A 23,565-nucleotide genomic window follows, 5' to 3' on the forward strand; every position below is an offset into this window, starting at 1 on the left:
GGCCCGCGGGGCTTGTTGTTTCAGGCGCCCATGGCCGCGGCGCGGGCCAGCAGCAGCTCGCGCTCGCGCGCATTCGCGGTGAGGGCGGCGGCGCGCTCGAATTCGATCCTGGCCTCGGGACCGCGTCCGAGCTTGGCCAGCAGGTTGGCGCGCACGCTCGGCAGCCAGTGGTAGCCATCCAGCTTGCCGCCGGCCGCCAGCGCATCGGCCAGTGCCAGGCCGGCGGCCGGCCCTTCGGCCATGCCGACCGCCACCGCGCGGTTGAGTTCGACCACCGGCGAGGGCTGGCGCGCCGCCAGCTCCGCATACAGGTCCGCGATGCGGCGCCAGTCGGTCTGCTCCGGCCGGTGGGCGCGCGCATGGCAGGCGGCCAGCTCGGCCTGCAGCACATAGGGGCCGCGCGGCAGGCCCAGTTGCGCGGCGCGCTCCAGCGCGGCCAGGCCGCGCCGGATCAGGACCCCGTCCCAGCGCGCGCGGTCCTGGTCGAGCAGCAGCACCGGCCGCCCGGCGGCGTCCAGGCGCGCATGCATGCGCGAAGCCTGGAGCTCCATCAGGGCCACCAGCCCGTGCACCTCGGGCTCCCCCGGCGCCAGCTCGGCCAGGATGCGCCCGAGGCGCAGGGCTTCCTCGATCAGCTGGGGGCGCATCCAGTCCTCGCCGGCGGTGGCCGCGTAGCCTTCGTTGAAGACCAGGTAGACCGCTTCCAGCACCGTGCCCAGGCGCTCGTCGAGCTGCTCCGGCGGCGGCAGCTCGAAGGCCACGCGCGCCTCGCCGAGGGTGCGCTTGGCGCGCACGATGCGCTGGGCCATGGTGGCCTCGGGCACCAGGAAGGCGCGCGCGATCTCCTGGGTCGACAGGCCGCCCAGCAGCTTGAGGGTGAGCGCCACCCGGGCGTCCGGCGGCAGCACCGGGTGGCAGGCGGTGAACATCAGGCGCAGCATGTCGTCCTGGAACACGTCGCGCCGCTTGTCGTCCAGGCTGTCGGAGAAGTCGGGCTCCACGAGCGCCTCCCGGGCCTCGAGGTCGAGGCCGATCTGTTCGAGTTTCTGCTGGAGCAAGCGGTCGCGCCGCAGGCGGTCGAGGGCGTTGTTGCGCGCGGCGGTCAGCAGCCAGGCGCCGGGGCGCTCCGGTATGCCGTCGTGCGGCCAGTGCTCGAGCGCCGCGACCAGCGCATCCTGGGCCAGCTCCTCGGCCAGCCCGACGTCGCGCACGATGCGCGCCACGCCGGCCACGATGCGGGCCGACTCGATGCGCCAGACCGCCGCGATGGCCTTCTCGACCGCTTCCATCAGGCCTGCGCCGGCGGCATCGACTCCATATAGGCCAGCTCCCAGATATGGCCGTCCGGGTCCTCGAAGCCGTGCTGGTACATGAAGCCATGGTCGCGCGCTTCGGTCGGCACGCTGCCGCCGGCCGCGCGCGCCTTGGCCACCATCTCGTCGACCGCGGCGCGGCTGTCGCGCGACAGGCAGACCAGCACCTCGGTGCTGTCCCTGGCGCTGGAGACCGGCTTGCGGGTGAAGCCCTGGAAGAAGGGTTCGGCCAGCAGCATGACACAGGCATCCGGGTTGACGATCATGCAGGCCGCGTTCTGGTCGCTGAACTGGGGGTTGAACTCGAAGCCGAGGGCGCCGAAGAAGGCCTTGCTGCGTTCGAGGTCCTTGACCGGGAGGTTCACGTAGATCTGGGTGTTCATCACTGCTCCTTGTGCATGTCGGTGTGGAAGGGAAGGTCGTCCATCTCGTACAGCGGGCGCACCTCGATCTCGGCGCTGGCGCCCTCGCCCTGCGGGTTGGGGAAGCGGCGCGCCCATTCGAGCGCTTCCTCGCGCGAGCGGACCTGGATCAGGGTGTAGCCGGCGATCAGCTCCTTGGTCTCGGCGAAGGGGCCGTCGATCACGCTGCGGCGGCCCGCCTCGTAGCGGATGCGCCAGCCCTGGCTGCTCGGCTTGAGGCCGTTCGCGTCGAGCAGCACGCCGGCGCGGGCCAGTTCCTGGTGGTACTCGCCCATCGCGGCGAACAGCGCCGCCTCGGGCATGACGCCCGCCTCGGTCGCGCCCGTCGCCTTGACGATGATCATGAAACGCATGTCGTTCTCCTTGGTTGGAAAGCGGCGCATGCCGCGTTCACTCCCTACGACGAACGGCGGCGCGGCGTTTCGACATCGCCGCGCACATTTTTTTCAGGGCTCGAAGCAGGGCGCCAGCGCGCGCACCTCGACCGTGGCCCATTCGGCGGCCGGGCAGCGCTGGGCCAGGGCCACCGCTTCCTCGCGCGTGTCCACGTCCAGCAGGTAGAAGCCGCCGACCATTTCCTTGGCTTCGGCGAAGGGACCGTCGACGATGCGCGCGCGGCCGCCGGCGGTGCTGACGCGCACCGCATGGTCGAGCGAGGAGAGCGATTCGGCGCCCAGCAGCAGGCCGCGCTCCTTCAGCTCGTCGCCCCAGCGCAGCATGCGCTCGTAGACGGCGCGGCCTTCGGCGTCGCTGCGCGTGGCGCGCTGGCCGACGGGTTCATGGATCAGCAGCATGTGGGGCATCCCGGTCTCCTTTTGGTGTTGTGAATCCGGCTATTTTAAGCGGGCTTGGCGGAGCGGGCCACGGCGGCGCGCAAGCCCAGCTGGACCGCCAGCGCGCAGATGGTCGCTGCCACGAAGCTCGACGCCAGCGGCTGGGCTCGCAGCAGCAGGGCCAGCACCAGGCAGAACACGGCGAAGGCATAGTAGCCGCGCACCATGCCGCGCAGCAGGTCGACCGCGAAGCCGGGGCCCGAACTGCGGTGCGAAAAGCCGACCAGCACCGTACTCATGACGGGGAACATGGCGAACATGCCGCTCAGGCGCGGGCCCATCTGGGCGGCGGCGGCGGTCACCGCCAGGGTCAGGAGGGCGCCGGCGGCCATGCGCCAGGGCAGGTCGCGCGCCGGGGCGCCCTGGCTGTCCTTGCGCCCCTTGACGTGGCCGATCAGGCGCGGGGCGGCCAGCAACGCCGCCAGCACGGCGGCGAAGCCGACCCACAGCGGCAACTCCAGGCTGCGCAGCAGGGCGACCGATATAGCCCAGGCGAGCAGGGCGGCGCTCATCGCCGCGAATACGCCCTTGTGCTGCGCCACGCGGGCGTAGGCGATGCTGAAGACCAGGATGGCCAGCACGGCGAGCAGGGTGTTGGCGGCGGCGGTGGCGGCGAAGTCGCTGCCTTGTTCGAGGGCGATGGCCAGCAGGATGGGACCGGAGACGATGGGGAAGGCGGAAAGCCAGCCGGCGACGGCGGGGCCCCAGCGGCGGCCGGCCAGGGTGACGGCGGCGATGAGGGAGGGGACGAGCAGGAGCTTGAGTAAGAGGGGCATGCTTGTTGTGCGGTGACAGGAGAGGGTAAAGGTATGTTGCGAACTTGGGCGCAATTTGTACCCGCGGAGAATAGGAATAAAAAAAGCCCGCCATCCGGCGGGCTTTTCACACTACGATCGATCAAAGCACGTCGCTCGCGTGATCGGCCAGGCGCGAACGTTCACCGCGCGCCAGGGTCACGTGCCCGCTATGCCCCCAGCCCTTGAAGCGGTCGACCACATAGGTCAGCCCGCTCGAGCCTTCGGTGAGGTAAGGCGTGTCGATCTGGGCGATGTTACCCAGGCACAGGATCTTGGTGCCCGGGCCGGCGCGCGTGACCAGGGTCTTCATCTGCTTCGGCGTCAGGTTCTGTGCCTCGTCGATGATCAGGAACTTGTTGACGAAGGTGCGGCCGCGCATGAAGTTGAGCGACTTGATCTTGATGCGCGAGCGGATCAGGTCCTGGGTCGCGGCGCGCCCCCAGTCGCCGGCGTCGCCATCGGACTTCATCAGCACCTCGAGGTTGTCGTCGAAGGCGCCCATCCAGGGCGACATCTTCTCTTCCTCGGTGCCCGGCAGGAAGCCGATGTCCTCGCCCACCGGCACCGTCACGCGGGTGACGATGATCTCGTTGTACTGCTTGGTCTCCAGCACCTGGGCCAGGCCGGCGGCCAGGGCCAGCAGGGTCTTGCCGGTGCCGGCCTGGCCGAGCAGGGTGACGAAATCGCAGTCCGGGTTCATCAGGAGGTTGAGGGCGAAGTTCTGCTCGCGGTTGCGCGCGGTGATGCCCCACACGTTGTTCTTGTTGTGGCTGTAGTCGCGCAGGGTCTCGAGCACCGCGGTCTTGCCGTTGATCTGCTTGACCTGGGCGTAGAAGGGCGAGTCGCCGTCCTTCGGTTCCAGGTAGACGAACTGGTTCACCAGCAGGCCGGGAACCACCGGACCGGTGATGCGGTAGAAGGTCGAGGAATAGCCGTTGCGGTTTTCCTGCCAGGACTCGATGTCCTTGCCGTGCGAGTCCCAGAAGTCGTCCGGCAGCTGGACGATGCCCGAGTACAGCAGGTCGGTGTCTTCCAGCACATGGTCGTTGAAGTAATCCTCGGCCGGCAGGCCCAGGGCGCGCGCCTTGATGCGCATGTTGATGTCCTTCGACACCAGCACGATCGCGCGGCCGTCCATCTGCTGCTCGAGCGCGCGGACGACGCCCAGGATCTGGTTGTCGGCCTTGCCCGAGGGCAGGCCTTCGGGCAGCGGGGCCGAGTCCAGCTTGGTCTGGAAGAACAGGCGGCCCTTGGCGTCCTTGTTGCCCAGCTTGGCCAGCGGGATACCGGATTCGATCGCGTCGTCGTCGACGTTGGCGATCAGGGCGTCGAGGGTGCGCGAGACCTGGCGCGCATTGCGCGCGACTTCCGACATGCCCTTCTTGTGGTTGTCGAGCTCCTCGAGGGTCATCATCGGCAGGTAGACGTCGTGCTCCTCGAAGCGGAACAGCGAGGTCGGGTCGTGCATCAGGACGTTGGTGTCGAGCACGAAGACCTTGGTGATGCCGGACTTGTCGGCCTTGCGGCTGGTGGAAGACTTGACGGTCACTTCGACCGGCTTGTGCTTGGCCGGATGCGGCTGCTCGGCGTCGGTCTCGCGCAGCTTGGCCACGGTGGCCGGCGCGCTGCGCTGGGTTTCGCCGCGCGCCGGCGCGGGGACGGCCGCCAGCACGGGCGCGGCTTGCGCGGCTTTCTTGCGGGCGCGGCCCTTGGGCGCTGGCACGGCCTGGCCGCTGATCAGCTCTTCGAGTTCGGTATCGGTCTGGGTGGATGCGGGACGGACCGGCGACTTGCCGGGTTCCGCCTTCGGGTAATCCTTGGCCAGCAGCATGGTGGCTGGCTTGGTGGGCATTTTGGGTAGTGGCATCAGGTTCTCAATCTCAAAAAAGACGGGAAGGCCGAACGTGCGCGGGCCACAGGGCCGCGCCGTCGTTCGGAATCGGTACTCGGGAAAGGGCTGCCATGCTGATTGGAGCCGGGAGAAGCCCGGTCCGGCAGGCAGCCAGATTGGAATGATGCGGATGTGTTACGGGTTGACTCAAAATAGGCGATGGCTATCCAGGTACGTTAAGAAACTGGAGCCATCCATCGGAACCTGGATAACCTGCTGCTCGCGAAGGTTTTTCAAGTTCTTCTTAAGGCTGGCTCTTCAAAAATTCCAGCACTTCGGCGACGTGATCATTGACTTTCACGCCACGCCATTCTTTCACCAATCGGCCTTGAGCGTCAATGACAAACGTACTGCGCTCGACCCCCCGGACCTGCTTGCCATACATATTCTTCATCTTCATGACATTGAACTGGGTGCAGACGGCCTCGTCGGGGTCGGAAATCAGTTCGAAGGGCAGGCCCAGCTTGCCCTTGAAGTTCTCGTGCGAGCGCAGCGAATCGCGGCTCAGGCCGTAGATCTCGGCGCCCAGCGCCTGGAACTCGGGATAGGCTTCGCGGAAGTTGATGCTCTCGGTAGTGCAGCCTGGCGTGTTGTCCTTGGGATAGAAGTACAGCACGGTGTACTTGGCGGGACGTCCGGCCAGCTCGAAAGTCAGGCCGCCGGTCATCGGGGCAGAAAATGGGGCAACCGGCGTTGGGGTGATCGGTGCGGCGTTTGGGCTCTCGGCCACGGGGCTCTCCTGGCAGGGGCAGCGCGGCGCGCTGCGGTCAATCTCCCTGGCGCACAGGGAGCGGCAGTGCGCATGATAATCCCGCACCGCCTCCAGAGGCTAGTCCCTGCCGCCAGGCTGATAATTCCGCCAGGTGGGGATTAGTTTCTTTTTTTCAAGTGGTCTGTTCGATAATCAGGGCCAGCGTGACCTTGCGCCCTTCGCCCATCAGGATGTTGTAGGTGCGGCAGGCGGCCTGGCTGTCCATGCATTCGACGCCGATGCGCAGCGCCGAGAGGCTGGCGACCAGTTTCGGATGGACGAAGCGCTGGCGCTCGCCGGTGCCGAGCACGACCACGTCGGGCGCATCCTTCGCGATCTCCTCGAAGTGGGCGGCGGCCAGGTCCTCGAAACGGGCGACGTTCCACGGACGCGGCGGGACTTCGGGCATGACGGTGAGGCTGAACTCGAAGCGCTGGGCATTGATTTCGACGCCCTTGGCGTCGTAGCCGGTCACGGTCTGGTATTGTTGAGTGTTGTCGGAATGGAGCTTCATGGTCTTGCGTTTTCAGAGGCGAAAGTAGTCGCTCATTGTAACCGGATCGGCAAGGTTGCCTGATTCCGCTGCCTAAGGCAGAATGGTATTTTTCGCACTGCAACATACGGAAGGGTCGAAAAACCTGCTGCGCGTTGCACTGTCGTCCTGCGATGCTCGCTGTACTCATGTACAGCTGCGCTTCTCGGACAACATTGCTGCCGCTCGCGACGGTTTTCCGATGCTTCCTTAGCGCATTCTTCCAGGGGATATCTTGCGACCCATTTTCAAATCGAACAAACTCGACGACGTTTGCTACGAAATCCGTGGCCCGGCCCTGGAAAAGGCCCGCCAGATGGAAGACGACGGCCAGAAGATCATCAAGCTTAATATCGGCAACCTGGCCGTGTTCGGCTTCGATCCGCCGGACGAGATCGTGCACGACATGATCCGCAACATGCAGGGCGCGGCCGGCTATACCGATTCCAAGGGCATGTTTGCGCCGCGCAAGGCGGTCATGCACTATACCCAGGAAAAGAATATCCAGGGCGTCGGCATCGACGACATCTACCTGGGCAACGGCGCCTCCGAGCTGATCGTGATGGCGATGCAGGGCCTGCTGAACAACGGCGACGAGGTGCTGGTGCCGGCGCCCGACTATCCGCTCTGGACCGCGGCCGTGAGCCTGGCCGGCGGCAATCCGGTGCACTACGTGTGCGACGAGCAGTCCGGCTGGTTCCCCGACATCGAGGACATGCGCAAGAAGATCACGCCGAACACGCGCGCGATCGTCGTCATCAACCCGAACAACCCGACCGGCGCCCTGTATCCGCGCGAAGTGCTGCTCGAGATCGTCGAACTGGCGCGCCAGCACCAGCTGATCATCTACGCCGACGAAATCTACGACAAGACCCTGTACGACGGCGAACAGCACGTGTCGATCGCCTCGCTGGCCGACGACGTGCTGTGCCTGACCCTGAACGGCCTGTCCAAGAACTACCGCTCCTGCGGCTACCGCGCCGGCTGGATGACGGTGTCGGGCGAGAAGCGCCATGCCAAGGGCTATATCGACGGCCTGAACATGCTGGCCTCGATGCGCCTGTGCGCCAACGCGCCGGGCCAGTACGCGATCCAGACCGCCCTCGGCGGCTACCAGAGCATCGCCGACCTGGTAGGCCCGGGCGGACGCCTGCTCAAACAGCGCGACCTCGCGCACAAACTGCTGACCGATATTCCGGGCGTGTCCTGCGTGAAGCCAAAAGCCGCGCTGTACATGTTCCCGCGCCTCGACCCGAAGATGTACCCGATCACGGACGACCAGCAGTTCATCTGCGAACTGCTGTCCGAGGAAAAAGTGCTGCTGGTGCAAGGCACCGGCTTCAACTGGATCGCCCCGGACCACTTCCGGCTGGTGTTCCTGCCCAATTCCGACGACCTGACCGACGCTTGCGGACGCATCGCGCGCTTCCTCGACGGCTACCGACGGCGCCATGGACGCGCCTAGACTTCAACGAGAAACCACACCATGAAACCCATCAAAGTTGGCCTACTGGGGCTCGGCACCGTCGGTGCCGGCACCTATAACGTTCTTCAGCGCAACCAGGAAGAGATCCGCCGCCGTGCCGGCCGCGGCATTGAAATTACCATGGTGGCGGCGCGTAACATTGAACGGGCACGCCAGCTGACAGGGAACACCATCGAGGTGGTCGCCGACGCCTTCGCCGTGGTCAACCATCCCGACATCGACATCGTGGTGGAACTGATCGGCGGCTACGAGCTGCCGCGCGAGCTGGTGCTGCAGGCCATCGCCAACGGCAAGCACGTGGTCACCGCCAACAAGGCCTTGCTGGCCCTGCACGGCAACGAGATCTTCGCCGCCGCCCAGGACAAGGGCGTGACGGTGGCCTTCGAGGCGGCCGTGGCCGGCGGCGTGCCGATCATCAAGGCGCTGCGCGAAGGCCTGACTGCCAACCGCATCGAATCGGTGGCCGGCATCATCAACGGCACCACCAACTTCATCCTTTCCGAAATGCGCGAGAAGGGCCTGGACTTCGCGACCGTGCTCAAGCAGGCGCAGGAACTGGGCTATGCCGAGGCCGACCCGACCTTCGACATCGAGGGCGTGGACGCGGCGCACAAGCTGACCATCATGTCGGCGATCGCCTTCGGCATCCCGGTGCAGTTCGACAAGGCCTACATCGAAGGCATCAGCAAGCTGGAAGCGGCCGACATCCGCTACGCCGAGCAGCTGGGCTATCGCATCAAGCTGCTGGGCATCACCCGGCGCACCCGTACGGAATCGGGCGAAGGCATCGAGCTGCGCGTGCACCCGACCCTGATCCCGGCCGCGCGCCTGATCGCCAACGTCGAAGGCGCGATGAACGCGGTGCTGGTGCAGGCCGACGCCGTCGGATCCTCGCTGTATTACGGCAAGGGCGCGGGCTCCGAGCCGACCGCCTCGGCCGTGATCGCCGACCTGGTCGACGTGACCCGCCTGGCGACCGTGGACCCGTACTGCCGCGTGCCGCACCTGGCCTTCCAGCCGGGCGAGATGACCGACGTCGCCATCGTGCCGATGGCCGAGATCACCACCAGCTACTACCTGCGCGTGCACGTGAAGGACCAGCTGGGCGTGATGGCGGACCTGACCCGCATCCTGGCCGACGCCGGCATCTCGATCGACGCCGTGCTGCAGAAGGAGCCGGGCGACCAGACCGACCTCGACATCATCATGCTGACGCACCAGACGCGCGAGAAGAACATCGATGCGGCGATCGCCAAGATCGAGGCGCTGCCGGCGGTGATCAGCAAGGTGACGCGGATTCGCCTCGAAGCGCTGAGCTGATTGATCGTAGGGTTGGCGGCTCCGCCGCCGACGCGTTCAAGCGGCGCTTGCCGGATCGTTCGCGAGAACGGAGCCGCCAACGATCACCGCGTGGACGGGGGACCCGTCCACCCTACGTCATCGGCGGCATATCCCACTGCAGCGGCATGGCGCCGCGCACCCCTTCGGGCACACAGCGCATGGGCTGCGCCTCGTCGTCGTCGAGAAGGGCAGTGGTGAGGAGGAGCAGATCCTGCTCGATGTGCTCGAACAGCGCGCTGGCGACGCTGGCGTAGCAGACGTGGAAGGTGGCTGAAGTCATCCGCGGATTCTACCTGCGCTGCACTGCAGCATGGCCCGGGAAAAGGGCCTCCTTGACCCACTTCAATTAGGGGTCGCCCGGGATCATACAGTTTGATTCCGCACGGCCGTCCAGCGCCACGTTTTGTGTTGAATGGCGATCGCGTATCAAAATATGCAACCCCCGGTATTCCCTGCGGCGACCAGATCATGAATTTGAGAAACAGCGTTTGTGAGCCCGGGGCGGCCGTTGTACAGTACGCACTCCCGTTCAGCGAACTTTTTCAGCAATCTCTAGCGCATGAGCCATCCGAACCAGTTTTCCCTGCTGACGCAGCGCCGCTTCGGCCCCTTCTTCTGGACCCAGTTCCTAGGCGCCTTCAACGACAACCTGTTCAAGACCGCGCTGCTGGTCGTGCTGACCTATGACGCGCTGTCCTGGACCACGCTCGATCCGGCCCTGCTGAACAACCTGATCCCTGGCCTGTTCATCCTGCCCTTCGTGCTGTTCTCGGCCACGGCCGGCCAGATCGCGGACAAGTTCGACAAAGGGCAGCTGGCGCGCTTCGTCAAGCTGCTCGAGATCGCCATCATGGGCGTGGCCTGCATCGGCTGGATGACGCATACCTTGTGGCTGCTGGTGGCGGCCGTGGCCGGCATGGGCCTGCATTCGACCCTGTTCGGCCCGGTCAAGTACGCCTACCTGCCGCAGCAGCTGAAGCCCGAGGAACTCGTGGGCGGCAACGGCGTCATCGAGATGGGCACCTTCGTCGGCATCCTGCTGGGCGAAGTGGCTGGCGCGGTGCTGGTGGCGACCAAGCCCTTCGGCATCGAGCTGGTGGCGGCTGGCACCCTGGGCTGCGCCGTGCTGGGCCTGGCCGCCAGCTGGCGCATTCCCCCGTCGCCGGCCCCGGCGCCCGAGCTGAGGATCAGCCGCAATCCCTTTGCGGAATCGCTGCGCAACCTGAATTTCTCGCGCCAGAACCGCACGGTGTTCCTGTCGATGCTGGGCAATTCCTGGTTCTGGTTCTACGGCGCCCTGGTGCTGGCGCAATTCCCGCTGTTCGCCAAGGACTACCTGCATGGCGACCACAGCGTCTTCGTGCTGCTGCTGACCGTATTCTCGCTCGGCATCGGCGCCGGTTCGCTGCTGTGCGAGCGCCTGTCGGGCCGCAAGGTCGAGATCGGCCTGGTGCCTTTCGGCTCGATCGGCCTGTCGGTGTTCGGCATCGACCTGTACTTCGCCAGCAGCGCCTATGCCGGTGCCGGGACGGCCGCGCTCGACGCCTTCGCGCTGCTGGCCCAGCCGGGCGTGCCGCGCATCCTGGCCGACATCGTCCTGATCGGTATCTTCGGCGGCTTCTTCATCGTGCCGCTGTTCGCCCTGATCCAGACCCGCTGCGACCAGAAGCACGTGTCGCGCACCATCGCCGGCATGAACATCCTGAACGCGCTGTTCATGGTGGCTTCGGCTGGCGTGGCGATCCTGCTGCTGGGGCAGGGCTTCACGATTCCCGAACTGTTCCTGGTCACGGCCCTGCTGAACGCCGTGGTGGCGGTGTACATCTTCTCGCTGGTGCCGGAATTCCTGATGCGCTTCCTGGCCTGGCTCCTGATCCACACCGTGTACCGCGTGCGCACGGTGGACGTGGCGCGCATCCCGGAGGAAGGCCCGGCCGTGCTGGTATGTAACCACGTGAGCTATGTCGACGCGCTGGTGATCGGCGCCGCCAGCCCGCGCCCGATCCGCTTCGTGATGGACCACCGCATCTTCAAGACGCCTTTCCTGAGCTGGCTGTTCCGCGCCGCCAAGACCATCCCGATCGCGCCGGCCAAGGAAGACCCGTGGGTGATGGAAAAGGCGTTCGTGGACATCGCCCATGCCTTGCACGATGGCGAGCTGGTCTGCATCTTCCCGGAAGGGAAGCTGACCTCGACCGGCGAGATCAGCGAATTCCGCGCCGGCATCGCCAAGATCGTCGCCCGCAGCCAGGTGCCGGTGATCCCGATGGCCCTGCGCGGCCTGTGGGGCAGCATGTTCACGCGCGACAAGACCAACATTTTCGAGCGCCGCATCGAACGCGGCGTGCGCTCGAAGCTGGCGCTGGCCGTCGGCTTGCCGGTGACGCCGGAGCAGGCCACTCCGGAATACCTGCAGGAGCAGGTGCTGGCCTTGCGCGGCGACTGGAAATAAACAGGGCGCTCAGCCCGGCTGGCGCAGGGGCGCCGCGGCCGGGCGCCCGATCCAGGTGGCGCGGTGCCACAGGGCTTCCAGCGGACCCTGCGTGTGCCGGCGCAGCCACCAGCTGCTGAACCAGATTTGCAGCACCGCCAGCGCGATCCCGATCAGGAGGCAGAGGCTGGCGCCGGTGAGGGCGTACAGGCCCAGCCCGAATCCATAGTAGAGGACGGTGCCGGCGAGGGACTGCATCATGTAGCTGGTCAGGCTCATGCGTCCCAGCGGCGCCAGGCGCGCCAGCATCCTGCCCCCGGCCGCCCCGCGGTGGAGCAGGGCGAAGCCGGCGACCAGCAAGGCCGCGAAGGCCAGGTTGGCCCAGGAACTGAACATCAGCACCAGGGGCCGCTTCAAGCCTTCAGCGCCGTTCCAGCCGTCCAGGCTGCGGTGGGCGAAGAACAGCGGAACGAACAGGACCAAGGCGATGAGGGCGATCCTGCGCCAGCGCACCGCCGCGGCCGCATCGTCCGCAAAGAAGCGCGCCCGGCAGGCCAGCATGCCGAGCATGAACAGGGCCGGGATCTGGAACAGTCGGCCGTTCTCCCAGCTCCACAGGATCGCGGCTGGCCTGCCATTGAAGAGATTCCCGCTCCATACTTCCCACATCGAACCGTGCATCAGGTAGGCGTTGCCGCGTCCGAAGTAGGCCCAGGATGCCGGGTCCGGCAGCTTGAGCGCGGGCGCGGGAAGGGCGCGCAGCAGCTCGACCAGGGCATAGGGCTGGAGCAGCAGGACGCAGACGATCGCCAGCACCAGGCGCCGAGGCAAACGGGCCACCAGCAGCAGGCTCGCGCCGAGCACGGCATACATGGCCAGGATGTCGCCCTGGTAGAACATCGAGTTCACCAATCCGAAACCGAGCAGGAGCAGCAGGCGCCACGCGAAGCGGGCGCGAAAGTCCTCGCCGACGGCTGCGCGGCGGCCATCCTGCAGCGCGAAGGTGAAGCCGAACAGGAAGGCGAAGATGGCGTAGGCCTTGCCGTGGAAGAGGAAGAACAGGGTTTCCCAGACGAGCTTGTCGAGGCTGATCATCCAGGCCGGCAGATGGGTCGGAAAATGGTAGAGATCGAAGTGTTCGAGGTTATGCAGCAGCATGATCGCCAGGATCACGAAGCCGCGCAGGGCGTCGACCACGGCAAGACGTTCGGACGAAGTGGGCATCTCAGCTCCAGCGAAGGACGGAGGGGCCATTGTAGGTGGTAGCGTTACCACTGCGGCGATGCCGGGCTCTGCAATTGGTGAGAGATGGGGTTGCTGCTTGATCCCGGGAATCGCTTCCGGGACCGCCGGAAGGGTAGGCGGCTTACGTCGGCGCAAGCCTTTTATTGAAAACGTATAACAAAAACTCAAGGTTTTTTTCCGGCTCTGATATAATTGCTGGCTAGTCGGGGCGTAGCGCAGCCTGGTAGCGTACCTGCATGGGGTGCAGGGGGTCGGAGGTTCGAATCCTCTCGCCCCGACCATTAACATCAAGGCATTGCAGTTCATCGTAATGCGGCGCAATAGCGCACAACCGCCGTCTGCACATGCAGGGCGGTATCCAGGGAAAAGCCGCATTGCGGCTTTTTTTTCGTCTGAAGAATGGTACCGGCTACCGGACTCGCCTGAAGAATGTGAAGCGGGCAGAAGCTCATCTTGCCATGCGGTAACAAGTTTCGTACACTGAGCCTTTCCCTATTCTTGCTTCCGACCGGCCATGGCCGCTTAGTGCACGAGGGCGTTTCATCGATGAGGCAACGATGGCTTTTTCCTCGGTTTGGACGAACTTCTTCATGGCCTACGCGGCTGTCATGCTGGGGCATCGATGGATGAGCAAGCGGGAGTTCCGCCAGCACCCCGATAAAGGCCGGCGTTACCAGGCGCTTCCTCTCGCCTACAAGTTCGCTTGCTGGTTCATGGTCATGCCCTTACTGGCGGGCACTGTCGTACATGAATTTCTTGGCGCCTTGGGCCTTGCTTCCTTTCTCGTGCTCGAAAGCGCCTGCATTCGCTGGTATCGGCGTGCCGGCCTGCTTCGGTGATCAGGGAGCGAAAGCGGATGCATGAGATCACAGGCGAACCGGCCGGCAAATGGAAGGCGTGGGTAAAGTGGATCTGGCTGGCGATCGCGCTACTGGGCGGCGCCTGGATAGTAGGGATGTCCCGGCAAGATACTGGCGTCACGCTGGCCTGGGCTGCGGTGATCCTTTTCATGATGGTCCGGTTTCGCATCACGGAACAACGCTTCGACCTCCTGGTCGACCGGCATCCCGTTCGCGTCGACATCTACACGGACAAGCGCCGGCGTACATGGATACAGTGGAAAAGCCGAGGCGCCACCATGCGCGCCTGCATCCAGGAAGCGTATTGCACGGGCTGGGTGAACCACGACATCACACTCGACGAAAGAACGTATCCGCTGCGGATTCTTGTCAAACCGATCGGTGATGGCTACATGGTTTTTCCTGCCAGCCGCGAGTTCGAGATGCGTGTGATCCGGCATTCGTACTCCTGTTAACCAGGCTGGGCCCGGGTTGCGGACATCACCTTGGACACCTGGGCTTAGTTCACTTCATCGTGCTCGGCAATCAGCAAGGCCGCGCTGTACAGATCCGGCGCCATGCGCGTCGGAAGGCGGCGCGGGCCGAGCCGCCATTCGGTTTCGTTGCCGTTGTCGATTAGCAGGGTGCGGCAGCCGGCCCGGTTGCCGGCTTCCACATCGTGCAGCACGTCGCCGATCATCCACGAGGCGCGCAGGTCGATGGGATGGTCGCGGGCGGCGCGCAGCAGCATGCCCGGCGAGGGCTTGCGGCAGTGACAGACCAGCGCATAGGCGGCAACGGTGCCGAGCGGATGATGGGGGCAGTAGTAAAAGCCGTCGAGCGTAAGCTGCTCGCGGAACAGCAGGTCCGACAGGCGGTCGGCCACCGGCGCCATGACCTCCTCGCCGAAGCAGCCGTGCGCGATGCCGGACTGGTTGGTGACCACGAACAGCCGGTAGTCGAGACCGGCGAGCAGGCGCAGCGCGGCGCCGGCTCCCGGCAGCAGGTGAATGCGGCGCGGCTCGATGTTATAGGGCAGGTCGTCCACCAGGGTCCCGTCCTTGTCGAGGAAGATTGCTTTCATTCCGCTTTCCCCAAACCGCTGCACGGTGCCGGCTGCTCCGTCTCGCCGGAACCGGCGCGGCCAAGGAGCACGTGCGCGTACCCTGCGGCCACGTGGCTGCGTGAGGCGCGCAGGTGCCGGCGTCCCGCCAGTCCCATGGCCTGGGCGCGCGCCGGCCGGCGGTACAGCCTGTCGAGGCGTTCGGCCAGCGCCTCGGCGTCGCGCGCGGGAACCAGGAAGCCGGTCACACCGTCGACGACCAGGCCCTCCATGCCGCGAACCCGGGTGCCGACCACCGGACGGGCATGGGCCATTGCCATCGCCGGCGTGAACCCGCAGGGCGCATACCAGGGCGTGCTCGCGACCACGTTGGCCGCGCCATAATAGTCGTTCAGGCGCTCGCCAAGGCCGTCGTGCCCGGCCGGCGCAGCGAAGCACACCTGCGCCTTGACGCCGAGATCGGCGGCGACGTGGCGCAGGCGCGCCAGCTGCGGCGCGTCGCCGCGGCTTTCGCCGGCGATGACGATCAGCCAGGCATCCGCACCCCAGCGTGCGCGCAGCATGGCCAGGCCCTGGATGGCGGTGTCCGCGCCGGCGCGCGGCGCCAGGCCGGCGGCGTGCAGGACGATGAAGCGTCCTGGCTCGAGACCCAGGCGGCGCCGGGCCGCCGCCATGCGGGTGGCGGTATCGCGATAGGCGGGCATGGGGGGGCCTCAGGCGAAACGGACGCGATAGCGCACCGCGCCGGCCGGGCGCCAGAACACCGCCAGCGGCGGCAGCAGGGCGGACGTGAAGACCATCTCGGCCACGTGCGAAAGGCTGCGGGCGGCCCCGTGCAGGCGCTGGGCGCACAGGCGCGCCGTCAGCAGCAGTGCGGCGACGGCCGCATAGTGTCCCCAGCAGGGATGGGCTTCGATCTTCTGGCGGTACAGGGCCGGGTGCTTCTTGTATAGCAGCGCATCGAATACCGCGTGGCGGATCTGCAGCAGGCTGGCGCCCCGGGGCGCGGGACGCACCGGATGCACCGCCAGCGCCTGCGGCGCGCGCCCGAGCCGGACCCGGTGCTCCAGCAGGCGGAAATGCAGGTCGGCGTCGGCGCCGCGCTGCACGCTGAAGCATTCGTCGAAGCCGTCCATGCGTTCCAGCACCGGTTTGCGGATGAAGCAGCTGGCGCTCGTGAGGTCGAGCTGCGCATGCGCATGGGCGCTGCGCTGGCGGTCGGTGGGATGCACCGGCACCGGCGCGTCGATGCGCCCGCAGACGACGTCGACGTCGTCGCGGAAGGCGGCCAGGCCCTCGGCCAGCCAGTGGGCGGCGGGCACCGCCTCGTCGCTGGTGAAGGCGACGATGTCCGCGCGCGCGGCGCGCCATCCCCGGTTGCGCGCCGCCGCCGGGCCGCGCGGGCCCGGATTGGCGACATAGGACAGGCGCGGCCCACGCTCGAGGGTGCGCGTGCGCCAGCCCGCCACCAGGTGCTGGGTATGGTGGTTCGGTTCGCCGTCCACGACGATGATTTCGTAGCTGCGCGGGTCCAGGCGCTGGCGCATCAGCGCATCCAGGCTGCGGTCGAGCAGATCCATGCGGCCGCAGGCCGGCAGCACGACCGAAACGGCAAGCACTGCGTTATCCCTTGCTGACATTGACATGTGAGGTCTCGTTCAAGAAGGTGTCGAGTGCCGTTCGATTGCTCTGATATTGCTGAGTTCCTGCGCGGCGGGGCGGCTTCGATGTGCATCAACCGGTGCGGCGCCCGGCGGCAGTGTAGCAAACGGCGCCGGCATTTTCGGACGCTCATGCCGGCGCCGTTTGCTACACTGCCGCCTGACATCACCATCATCACCATAACAACAGGGACCGAGCATGAAACAACTGTATATCGATGGCCAGTGGATGGCCGGCGCAGGCGTCACCACCACCCGCAGCCCGTCCGACCGCAGCGACGTGATCGCCGAGTACGCGAGCGCGGGCGCGGAGCAGGCCGCGCTGGCGGTGGCGGCGGCGCACGCCGCCGCGCCGGCCTGGGGCCTGTCCGGGGTGCAGCAGCGCGCCGACGCCCTCGACGCCATCGGCACCGAGATCCTGGCGCGCAAGACCGAACTGGGCACCTTGCTGTCGCGCGAGGAAGGCAAGACGCTGCCGGAAGGCATCGCCGAGGCGGGCCGCGCCGGCGCCATCTTCAAGTTCTTTGCCCAGGAAGCCCTGCGCGTGCGCGGCGACCGCCTGGCCTCGGTGCGCCCCGGCATCGAGGTCGACGTCACCCGCGAGCCGGTCGGCGTGGTCGGCATCATCGCGCCGTGGAACTTCCCGATCGCCATTCCGGCCTGGAAGATCGCGCCGGCCCTGGCCTACGGCAATACGGTCGTGTTCAAGCCGGCCGAGCTGGTGCCGGGCTGCGCCTGGGCGCTGGCCGAGATCATCAGCCGCGCCGGCCTGCCGCCGGGCGTGTTCAACCTGGCGATGGGGCCGGGCCGCGTGGTGGGCGAAGCCATGCTGAACGACAGCCGCGTGAACGCCATCAGCTTCACCGGCTCGACCTCCACCGGCGAGCGCGTGATGCTGGCCTGCGCGCGCCGCCGTGCCCGCATGCAGCTGGAAATGGGCGGCAAGAATCCGCTGGTGGTGCTGGCCGACGCCGACCTCGACGTCGCCGTCAATGCCGCGCTGCAGGGCTCCTTCTTCTCGACCGGCCAGCGCTGCACGGCTTCGTCGCGCCTGATCGTCGACGAACAGATCTACGGCAAGTTCGTCGACGCCCTGGCCGGCCGCATGGCGGCGCTCAAGGTCGGCCATGCGCTGCACCAGGGCATCGACATCGGTCCCGTGGTCGACAGCTCGCAGCTGGAGCAGGACCTGTCGTACATCGAGATCGCCAAAGGCGAGGGCGCGCGCCTGGTGTGCGGCGGCGAGCGCCTGCAGCGCGAGACTGATGGCTACTTCCTCAGCCCGGCGCTGTTCGCCGATTGCGAGCCGGGCATGCGCCATGCGCGCGAAGAGATCTTCGGACCGGTCGCCTCGGTGATTCCGGCCAAGGGCTACGAGCATGCGCTGGCCCTGGCGAACGATACCGAGTTCGGCCTGACCGCGGGCATCTGCACCACTTCGCTCAAGCACGCCACGCATTTCAAGCGCAACGCCAAGGCCGGCATGGTGATGGTGAACGTGCCGACCGCGGGCGTCGACTACCACGTGCCTTTCGGCGGCACCAAGGGCTCGAGTTTCGGGCCGCGCGAGCAGGGCAGCAACGCGGTGGAGTTCTTCACGACCGTCAAGACCAGCTACACCAGCGCCTGACGGCGCCGCGCCCGTGCAATAAAACGAGGAGGGCTTCCTGCGCAGGAAGTCCTCCCCGCAGACGTCCTGCGAACGCAGGCCGTCAGGAAGCCCTCGGGCTACTTGCGCGAGAAGCCGGTGTCGTCGTCCATCTTGCGGTCGCCGGCCAGCTTGTTGGCGCCGGCCGGGCTGCGCGGCAGGCCGCCGACGGTATCGTTGGATTCATGCACCGCCGGGTCGCGCTGCATGCTGCCGCCCGGCTTCCAGCCCGGGTTGTCGCTGCGCGGGCCGCTGTTGCCCGGGCTGCGCGGCAGGCCGCCCGACACGTCGTTCGACAAGTGCACGTCTTCGGTGCCGGTGTCGCGCGCATGCTCGCCGGTCTGCGATCCATCGCGGTCGGCGCTGTACTGCGAGTGGCCGCCACTGCGCTGCTCGCTGCCGCCTTCGCCTTGCGCGGACTGGACGCTGCCGGACTGCGCGTTCTGCGGACCGGCCTGCATCGCATTGGGCGGCGCACGGAAGCTTTCCTGGTCACGGCCGTAGAGTTCCTCGTGCGGCGTCGCGGACAGGTCGGCCTGGGCGCTGCGCAGCGGCGATTCGCCGACCACCTGCGGCGCATCGTAGTGCTGGTGGTGATGACCCATGGAGCCGCCGCGCAGCTCCGGCTGGGCGACATTCTGGGGATTCAGGTCATGGGCGGCCTGGCTGTTGCCGGTATGCGGATGAACGTCCACCCCGGTGTTCCCCGAGCGGCGGCCGACAGGCTGCTCCAGCAAGCCCCAGGCTTCGGAATGGATCTCCATCTGGCGCTGGTGGCTGTCGGTGATGCCCTGCTGCGGGCCGGAGCCGCCGGTCTGCTGGCTCTGCATCGAGCCGCCGTGCAGGTCGCGCCCGCTGGCGGGGAACTTGCTGTCGTCGCGCTCGAACCAGTCCTGCCCGGCTGCGCCGGCATGCAGGTCCTGCTGCTGGGTGCCGGGATTGGGATTCTGCTGCTGCGTGCCGCCGGGGCCGACGCCCGGCTGGGCCTGCTGCATGGTGGCGCCGTTCGGATAGGTATGGTCGTTCGGCCCGCTGGTGGTATTGCCCTTCGCACCTTCGGTCCATTTTTCGTTGGCGCCGTTATTGGTCTGGTTATTGGTTTCGCTGCGTTGGTTCGCATCCATCTTGGCCTCCTGTTCGTATCGTCAGGGGCGGCGCGGAACGCGCGCCGCCTGATGTTGCCATGATGCTCGTGCCTCTTTAAACACAGTATAGGAAGACGTAGGGGTGCTGTGTAGGACTGTTTCTGACCAGCTGATGAAGCAATTTGTTGACGACTGGAAGTACATTTTCGTCAATGCATTTTCTGTCGCGTGTAGTCCTACAAAGTCATCTGAAAACGTCCTATACCCTCATCCATCACGCGTGCCTAAGATGACTTCGACCCTCGCTCATCGGCGCATTTCCGAGAGCCTGGATCAAGCCTGCCGCAGGACGCGGCGGTTCTAAAAGCGAACAGGGAGAAGACCATCATGGCCTCAAGCAATCAAGGTAGCAAACAAGGCAGCAATCAGGGCGGCAGCAGCCAAAGCAGCGGTACCCGCAATCGCGGTTTCGCTTCGATGGATCCGGCACGCCAGCGCGAGATCGCCAGCCAGGGCGGCAAGGCTGCCCACGCAAAAGGAACGGCACACGAATTCACTTCGGAAGAAGCCCGCCGTGCCGGCAGCATGAGCCACGGCAACCGCCAGTCGGCCAGCGCCAGCGCAGGCGGCGCTTCCCGTACCAGCAGCAAGACCGGCGGCAACCGCCAGAGCTCGTCGAGCGGCAACCGCGGCGGCTCGAAAGAGTAAGTCGTCCCAGCAGCCTGCCGGCGCGCGCCGCCAGGCTGTCGCCAGTATCCAGCGGGGAGCCACGAGGCTCCCCGTTCTGTTTGCGGCGCGTGCTTTCCGCTCTTGGCTTTTCCGACACACTCAAGGCCGATGGGATGCGGTAGAATCGCTGCGCCTTTTTCAACATTCCTAAGGAACAACGTCGTGAAACCAGCGGTTATCCGTCAAGTCAAAAGCCTGTCCATGTCGTGCGACCGTGTCGGCAACCTGTTGCTGACCAAGTTCTCCACCCAGGGCGCGAACGACCTCGCCATCCACGTTCCCGCATCGATCGTGTTCTGGCTGCTCAAGCACCTGCCGGTCAACCGCGACCCGAAGCTGGCGCCGCCCCCGCAAGGCCCGGCGATCACCCAGCACGACTGGGACAATCCGTACACGCCGCGCGCCCAGTACGTGAACTGCAAGGAACTGCCGGGCGCCATCCGCATGCACTTCGTGCTCGACAGCAAGCAGGATCTGACCGTGGTCCTCGACCGCGCCAACGTCGAGCTGATGCGCCAGATCATGACGATGTACACGAAGGACCTGATCGACCTCGACGCGCAGTAATCCTCTCCTGCGGCGCGGCGGATGGCAGGGAGGTCCGGCGGCCGAGCTTCCGGTATCATTGGCCGGTATTGTGTAACCGGCCACGAAAGGACCCCCCATGCCCATCAAAATCAGCCAGATGTTCGACTCCGGTTCCATCGAGGTCGTCCGCGCCGACCATCCCCGGCAGATCGACCTGAACCTGCGCAAGGATTCGCACGCCGACATCCACCAGTGGTTCCACTTCCGCCTGCAGGGCGCGCGCGGCCAGGCCTGCACCCTGCGTTTCCTGAACGCGGGCCAGGCCACCTATCCGAAGGGCTTCGAGGACTATCAGGTGGCGGCCAGCTACGACACCGAGAACTGGTTCCGGGTGCCGACCTCCTTCGACGGCCAGGTCATGACCGTCAACCACACGCCCGAGCTCGACAGCGTCTACTACGCCTACTTCGAGCCCTATACCTGGGAGCGCCACTTGCGCCTGCTGGGTGAGGTGGCCGAGAACCCGATCGCGCGCGTGCACGACATCGGCTCCACGGTCGACGGCCGCGACATGAATCTGGTCGTGATCGGCAATCCGCAGGCGGAAAAGAAGATCTGGGTGATCGCCCGCCAGCACCCGGGCGAGACCATGGCCGAATGGTTCGTCGAAGGCATGATGGATGCGCTGCTGGACAACGCCAACCCGGTCTCGCGCAAGCTGCTGTCGCGCGCCGTGTTCTACATCGTCCCGAACATGAACCCGGACGGCTCGGTGCGCGGCAACCTGCGCACCAACGCCGCGGGCGCCAACCTGAACCGCGAGTGGATGAGCCCGAGCCTCGAGCGCAGCCCGGAAGTGCTGTGCGTAAAGAACAAGATCCACGAGACCGGCGTCGACATGTTCTTCGACATCCACGGCGACGAGGCGCTGCCCTACAACTTCGTGGCCGGCAACGAGATGCTCGAAGACTTCACCCCGGAACGCATGGAGCGCCAGAAGGCCTTCGTGGAGCGCTACATGGCCGCCAGCCCGGACTTCCAGAATGTCTACGGCTACGCCGCCAGCAAGTACAACGACGAGCTCCTGACCCTGGCCTCCAAGTACATCGGCCACACCTTCAAGTGCCTGTCGCTGACCCTGGAGATGCCGTTCAAGGACAACGCCAACCTGCCCGATGCCCACACCGGCTGGAACGGCGCAAGGAGCGCGGCGCTGGGCGCGGCGATGCTGCAGCCTATCCTGCAGTCGCTGGACTAATTCCATGGGCGTCGAGATCGAGCGCAAGTTCCTGGTGCAGGGCGAGGCCTGGCGCGCGCTCGGCGAGCCCGTGCTGCTGCGCCAGGGCTACCTGAGCGCGGACCCGATGCGCACCGTGCGTGTGCGCATCGAAGGCGGGCAGGGCGTCCTCACCATCAAGAGCAAGAACGTCGGCGCCACGCGCGGCGAATGGGAATACCCGATCCCGCTGCCTGACGCGGCCGAGCTGCTCGACCGCCTGTGCGAGCGCCCGCTGGTCGAGAAGACCCGCCGCCGCATCCTGCACGCCGGCTTCACCTGGGAAGTCGACGAATTCCTGGGCGAGAACGCGGGCCTGGTGGTGGCCGAGATCGAACTGCCGTCCGAGGACACCGCTTTCGAACTCCCGGCCTGGGTCGGCCGGGAAGTCACCGGCGACAAGCGCTACTACAACTCCAGCCTGATCCGCCATCCTTATTCCACCTGGACCCACCCATGACAAACATGCCGCGCCGCAGCTTGCTGGCGCTCTCCGCCGCCGTGCTCCTGACGGCCTGCGGCACCCTCGCCACCGACACCGCCGGCACTCCCAGCTATTTCCCGCCCGCGGGCGACTGGGCGCGCAAGGACCCCGGGCAGCTGGGCATGGACCCGGCGGCCCTTGCGGCCGCGGTACAGTACGCGCAGGCGCACGAGACCACCCGCGCGCGCGACTTCTCCGACCAGGAAGCCACCTTCGGCGCGCGCCTCGGCTCGATGCCGACCCGGCGCGCCAATACCAACGGCCTGGTGATCTACAAGGGCTATGTGGTGGCCGAGTTCGGCGACACGCAGTTCGTCGACCCGACCTATTCGGTGGCCAAGAGCATGCTGGCGACGGTGGCCGGCGTAGCCGTGCGCGACGGGCGCATCAAGCTCGACGACGCCGTGGCCCAGCGTGTGAACGACGGCGGCTATGCCTCGGCCCACAATGCGCCGGTCACCTGGAAGCAGCACCTGCAGCAGGAATCCGAGTGGGAAGGCAGCATGTGGGGCAAAAACGCCGACTTCGTCGGCAAGGCGGCATTCGGCGCCGGCGAGCGCAAGCCGCGCGCGCTCCAGGCGCCCGGCAGCTTCTACGAATACAACGACGTGCGCATCAACCGCTTCGCGCTGTCGCTGCTGCGGGTGTTCGGCCAGCCGGTGCCGGACGTGTTCCAGGAGCAGGTGATGGACCCGGTCGGCGCCTCCAGCACCTGGAAGTGGGTGCCCTACCACAACAGCTACGTCGACCTGGACGGCAAGCAGGCGGTCTCGGTCAGCGGCGGGACCCGCTGGGGCGGCGGCATGTGGATCAACAGCTGGGACATGGCCCGCTTCGGCTACCTGTGGCTGCGCGGCGGGGCCTGGAACGGCCGCCAGATCCTGCCCCCTGACTACGTCAAGGCAGCGCTCACCCCCAGCGCCAACGGCCCCGACTATGGTTACCTGTGGTGGCTGAATACCAAGGGCAAGAACCTGCCCGGCCTGCCGGCCAACGCCTACGCCGCGCTGGGGGCAGGGCAGAACACGATCGTGGTGTCGCCCGACCATGACCTGGTGATCGTGTGGCGCTGGCATGCGGGCAATCCTGCCGAGTTCGCTACCAGGGTCGCCGCCGCCATCCGGTCCCGCTAGGCGCTTCACCGGCCTCGCCTCCAAGGCGGCGTTGCTGTGTATGAATACCAACAGTATATAGTTTCTTTTCGGAAGAA

The 23,565-nt window shown here is 66.4% G+C and carries 25 protein-coding genes and 1 tRNA gene; 12 read left to right on the forward strand and 14 right to left on the reverse strand.

Annotation, left to right across the window (positions count from 1 at the left end; translation table 11 throughout):
* Positions 1-20: 20 nt before the first annotated feature.
* From KBW98_RS05570 to KBW98_RS05605, 8 genes are all read right to left on the reverse strand, one after another.
* The gene (locus KBW98_RS05570; protein ID WP_211519136.1) at positions 21-1,289 is read right to left on the reverse strand and encodes an RNA polymerase sigma factor; all 1,269 of its coding nucleotides are present in this window, start codon (positions 1,287-1,289) and stop codon (positions 21-23) included.
* On the reverse strand, positions 1,289-1,696 hold the full coding sequence (locus tag KBW98_RS05575; protein ID WP_211519137.1) for a VOC family protein: 408 nt from the start codon (positions 1,694-1,696) through the stop codon (positions 1,289-1,291). The genes KBW98_RS05570 and KBW98_RS05575 overlap by 1 nt, the downstream gene beginning before the upstream one ends.
* On the reverse strand, positions 1,696-2,088 hold the full coding sequence (locus tag KBW98_RS05580) for a YciI family protein (protein ID WP_211519138.1): 393 nt from the start codon (positions 2,086-2,088) through the stop codon (positions 1,696-1,698). Before KBW98_RS05580 ends, KBW98_RS05575 begins: the two co-directional genes overlap by 1 nt.
* Positions 2,089-2,181: 93 nt before the next feature.
* Positions 2,182-2,538, reverse strand: coding sequence for a YciI family protein (locus tag KBW98_RS05585; protein WP_211519139.1), 357 nt, complete (start codon positions 2,536-2,538; stop codon positions 2,182-2,184).
* Positions 2,539-2,573: 35 nt separating this feature from the next.
* The gene (locus KBW98_RS05590) at positions 2,574-3,344 is read right to left on the reverse strand and encodes a hypothetical protein (RefSeq protein WP_211519140.1); all 771 of its coding nucleotides are present in this window, start codon (positions 3,342-3,344) and stop codon (positions 2,574-2,576) included.
* Between the two features lie 121 nt (positions 3,345-3,465).
* Entirely contained in the window at positions 3,466-5,232 is a 1,767-nt protein-coding gene (locus tag KBW98_RS05595) for a PhoH family protein (RefSeq protein WP_211519141.1), read from the reverse strand.
* A 268-nt stretch (positions 5,233-5,500) separates the two neighbouring features.
* Positions 5,501-5,986 carry a peroxiredoxin gene (locus KBW98_RS05600; RefSeq protein ID WP_373888908.1) on the reverse strand — a complete coding sequence of 162 codons (486 nt, stop codon included), beginning with the start codon at positions 5,984-5,986 and terminating at the stop codon, positions 5,501-5,503.
* 154 nt (positions 5,987-6,140) lie between these two features.
* On the reverse strand, positions 6,141-6,521 hold the full coding sequence (locus KBW98_RS05605) for an Mth938-like domain-containing protein (protein WP_211519142.1): 381 nt from the start codon (positions 6,519-6,521) through the stop codon (positions 6,141-6,143).
* A gap of 253 nt (positions 6,522-6,774) precedes the next feature.
* On the opposite strand from KBW98_RS05605, the gene KBW98_RS05610 reads away from it, so the two are divergent.
* Both KBW98_RS05610 and KBW98_RS05615 read left to right on the forward strand, forming a co-directional pair.
* Positions 6,775-8,004, forward strand: coding sequence for a pyridoxal phosphate-dependent aminotransferase (locus tag KBW98_RS05610; protein ID WP_211519143.1), 1,230 nt, complete (start codon positions 6,775-6,777; stop codon positions 8,002-8,004).
* A 21-nt stretch (positions 8,005-8,025) separates the two neighbouring features.
* Positions 8,026-9,345: a homoserine dehydrogenase gene (locus KBW98_RS05615; protein WP_211519144.1), complete on the forward strand. Its 1,320-nt coding sequence runs from the start codon at positions 8,026-8,028 to the stop codon at positions 9,343-9,345.
* 112 nt (positions 9,346-9,457) lie between these two features.
* On the opposite strand, the gene KBW98_RS05620 is transcribed toward KBW98_RS05615, so the two are convergent.
* Positions 9,458-9,646, reverse strand: a complete 189-nt coding sequence (locus KBW98_RS05620; protein WP_211519190.1) for a hypothetical protein — start codon at positions 9,644-9,646, stop codon at positions 9,458-9,460.
* Between the two features lie 279 nt (positions 9,647-9,925).
* Between KBW98_RS05620 and KBW98_RS05625 the strand changes: the two genes are divergently transcribed.
* Complete coding sequence (locus KBW98_RS05625) at positions 9,926-11,818, forward strand: MFS transporter (RefSeq protein WP_211519145.1); 1,893 nt, start codon at positions 9,926-9,928, stop codon at positions 11,816-11,818.
* A gap of 9 nt (positions 11,819-11,827) precedes the next feature.
* Here KBW98_RS05625 and KBW98_RS05630 read toward each other — a convergent pair whose 3' ends face one another.
* Positions 11,828-13,021 (reverse strand): DUF418 domain-containing protein, encoded by a 1,194-nt coding sequence (locus KBW98_RS05630; protein ID WP_211519146.1) that lies wholly within the window; start codon positions 13,019-13,021, stop codon positions 11,828-11,830.
* A 225-nt stretch (positions 13,022-13,246) separates the two neighbouring features.
* Here KBW98_RS05630 and KBW98_RS05635 point away from each other — a divergent pair.
* From KBW98_RS05635 to KBW98_RS05645, 3 genes are all read left to right on the forward strand, one after another.
* A tRNA-Pro gene (locus KBW98_RS05635) sits at positions 13,247-13,323 on the forward strand.
* A gap of 276 nt (positions 13,324-13,599) precedes the next feature.
* Positions 13,600-13,881 (forward strand): hypothetical protein, encoded by a 282-nt coding sequence (locus KBW98_RS05640; protein WP_211519147.1) that lies wholly within the window; start codon positions 13,600-13,602, stop codon positions 13,879-13,881.
* 17 nt (positions 13,882-13,898) lie between these two features.
* A complete protein-coding gene (locus tag KBW98_RS05645) occupies positions 13,899-14,357 on the forward strand; it encodes a hypothetical protein (protein WP_211519148.1) in 459 nt (152 codons plus the stop codon).
* A gap of 44 nt (positions 14,358-14,401) precedes the next feature.
* Here KBW98_RS05645 and KBW98_RS05650 read toward each other — a convergent pair whose 3' ends face one another.
* From KBW98_RS05650 to KBW98_RS05660, 3 genes are read right to left on the reverse strand one after another with little or no spacing between them, the layout of a single operon-like run.
* Positions 14,402-14,965, reverse strand: a complete 564-nt coding sequence (locus KBW98_RS05650) for an HAD-IIIA family hydrolase (protein ID WP_211519149.1) — start codon at positions 14,963-14,965, stop codon at positions 14,402-14,404.
* Positions 14,962-15,648, reverse strand: coding sequence for a glycosyltransferase (locus KBW98_RS05655; protein WP_211519150.1), 687 nt, complete (start codon positions 15,646-15,648; stop codon positions 14,962-14,964). The genes KBW98_RS05650 and KBW98_RS05655 overlap by 4 nt, the downstream gene beginning before the upstream one ends.
* 9 nt (positions 15,649-15,657) lie before the next feature.
* On the reverse strand, positions 15,658-16,563 hold the full coding sequence (locus tag KBW98_RS05660) for a glycosyltransferase family 2 protein (RefSeq protein ID WP_373888909.1): 906 nt from the start codon (positions 16,561-16,563) through the stop codon (positions 15,658-15,660).
* A 241-nt stretch (positions 16,564-16,804) separates the two neighbouring features.
* Here KBW98_RS05660 and KBW98_RS05665 point away from each other — a divergent pair, with 241 nt between their 5' ends.
* Positions 16,805-18,235, forward strand: coding sequence for an aldehyde dehydrogenase family protein (locus KBW98_RS05665; RefSeq protein ID WP_211519152.1), 1,431 nt, complete (start codon positions 16,805-16,807; stop codon positions 18,233-18,235).
* Between the two features lie 98 nt (positions 18,236-18,333).
* On the opposite strand, the gene KBW98_RS05670 is transcribed toward KBW98_RS05665, so the two are convergent.
* Positions 18,334-19,377 carry a hypothetical protein gene (locus tag KBW98_RS05670; protein ID WP_211519153.1) on the reverse strand — a complete coding sequence of 348 codons (1,044 nt, stop codon included), beginning with the start codon at positions 19,375-19,377 and terminating at the stop codon, positions 18,334-18,336.
* 348 nt (positions 19,378-19,725) lie between these two features.
* Between KBW98_RS05670 and KBW98_RS05675 the strand changes: the two genes are divergently transcribed.
* The 5 genes from KBW98_RS05675 to KBW98_RS05695 all read left to right on the forward strand — a co-directional run bounded on the left by KBW98_RS05675 (position 19,726) and on the right by KBW98_RS05695 (position 23,488).
* Positions 19,726-20,046 (forward strand): KGG domain-containing protein, encoded by a 321-nt coding sequence (locus tag KBW98_RS05675; protein WP_211519154.1) that lies wholly within the window; start codon positions 19,726-19,728, stop codon positions 20,044-20,046.
* 222 nt (positions 20,047-20,268) lie between these two features.
* Entirely contained in the window at positions 20,269-20,634 is a 366-nt protein-coding gene (locus KBW98_RS05680; protein WP_211519155.1) for a hypothetical protein, read from the forward strand.
* Positions 20,635-20,731: 97 nt separating this feature from the next.
* The gene (locus KBW98_RS05685) at positions 20,732-21,853 is read left to right on the forward strand and encodes a M14-type cytosolic carboxypeptidase (RefSeq protein WP_211519156.1); all 1,122 of its coding nucleotides are present in this window, start codon (positions 20,732-20,734) and stop codon (positions 21,851-21,853) included.
* A gap of 4 nt (positions 21,854-21,857) precedes the next feature.
* Positions 21,858-22,331, forward strand: a complete 474-nt coding sequence (locus tag KBW98_RS05690; RefSeq protein ID WP_211519157.1) for a CYTH domain-containing protein — start codon at positions 21,858-21,860, stop codon at positions 22,329-22,331.
* Positions 22,328-23,488, forward strand: a complete 1,161-nt coding sequence (locus tag KBW98_RS05695; protein ID WP_211519158.1) for a serine hydrolase — start codon at positions 22,328-22,330, stop codon at positions 23,486-23,488. The genes KBW98_RS05690 and KBW98_RS05695 overlap by 4 nt, the downstream gene beginning before the upstream one ends.
* Positions 23,489-23,565: the final 77 nt, after the last annotated feature.

Source organism: Massilia sp. ST3, from assembly GCF_018119405.1.
Taxonomy (GTDB): Bacteria; Pseudomonadota; Gammaproteobacteria; order Burkholderiales; family Burkholderiaceae_D; genus Telluria.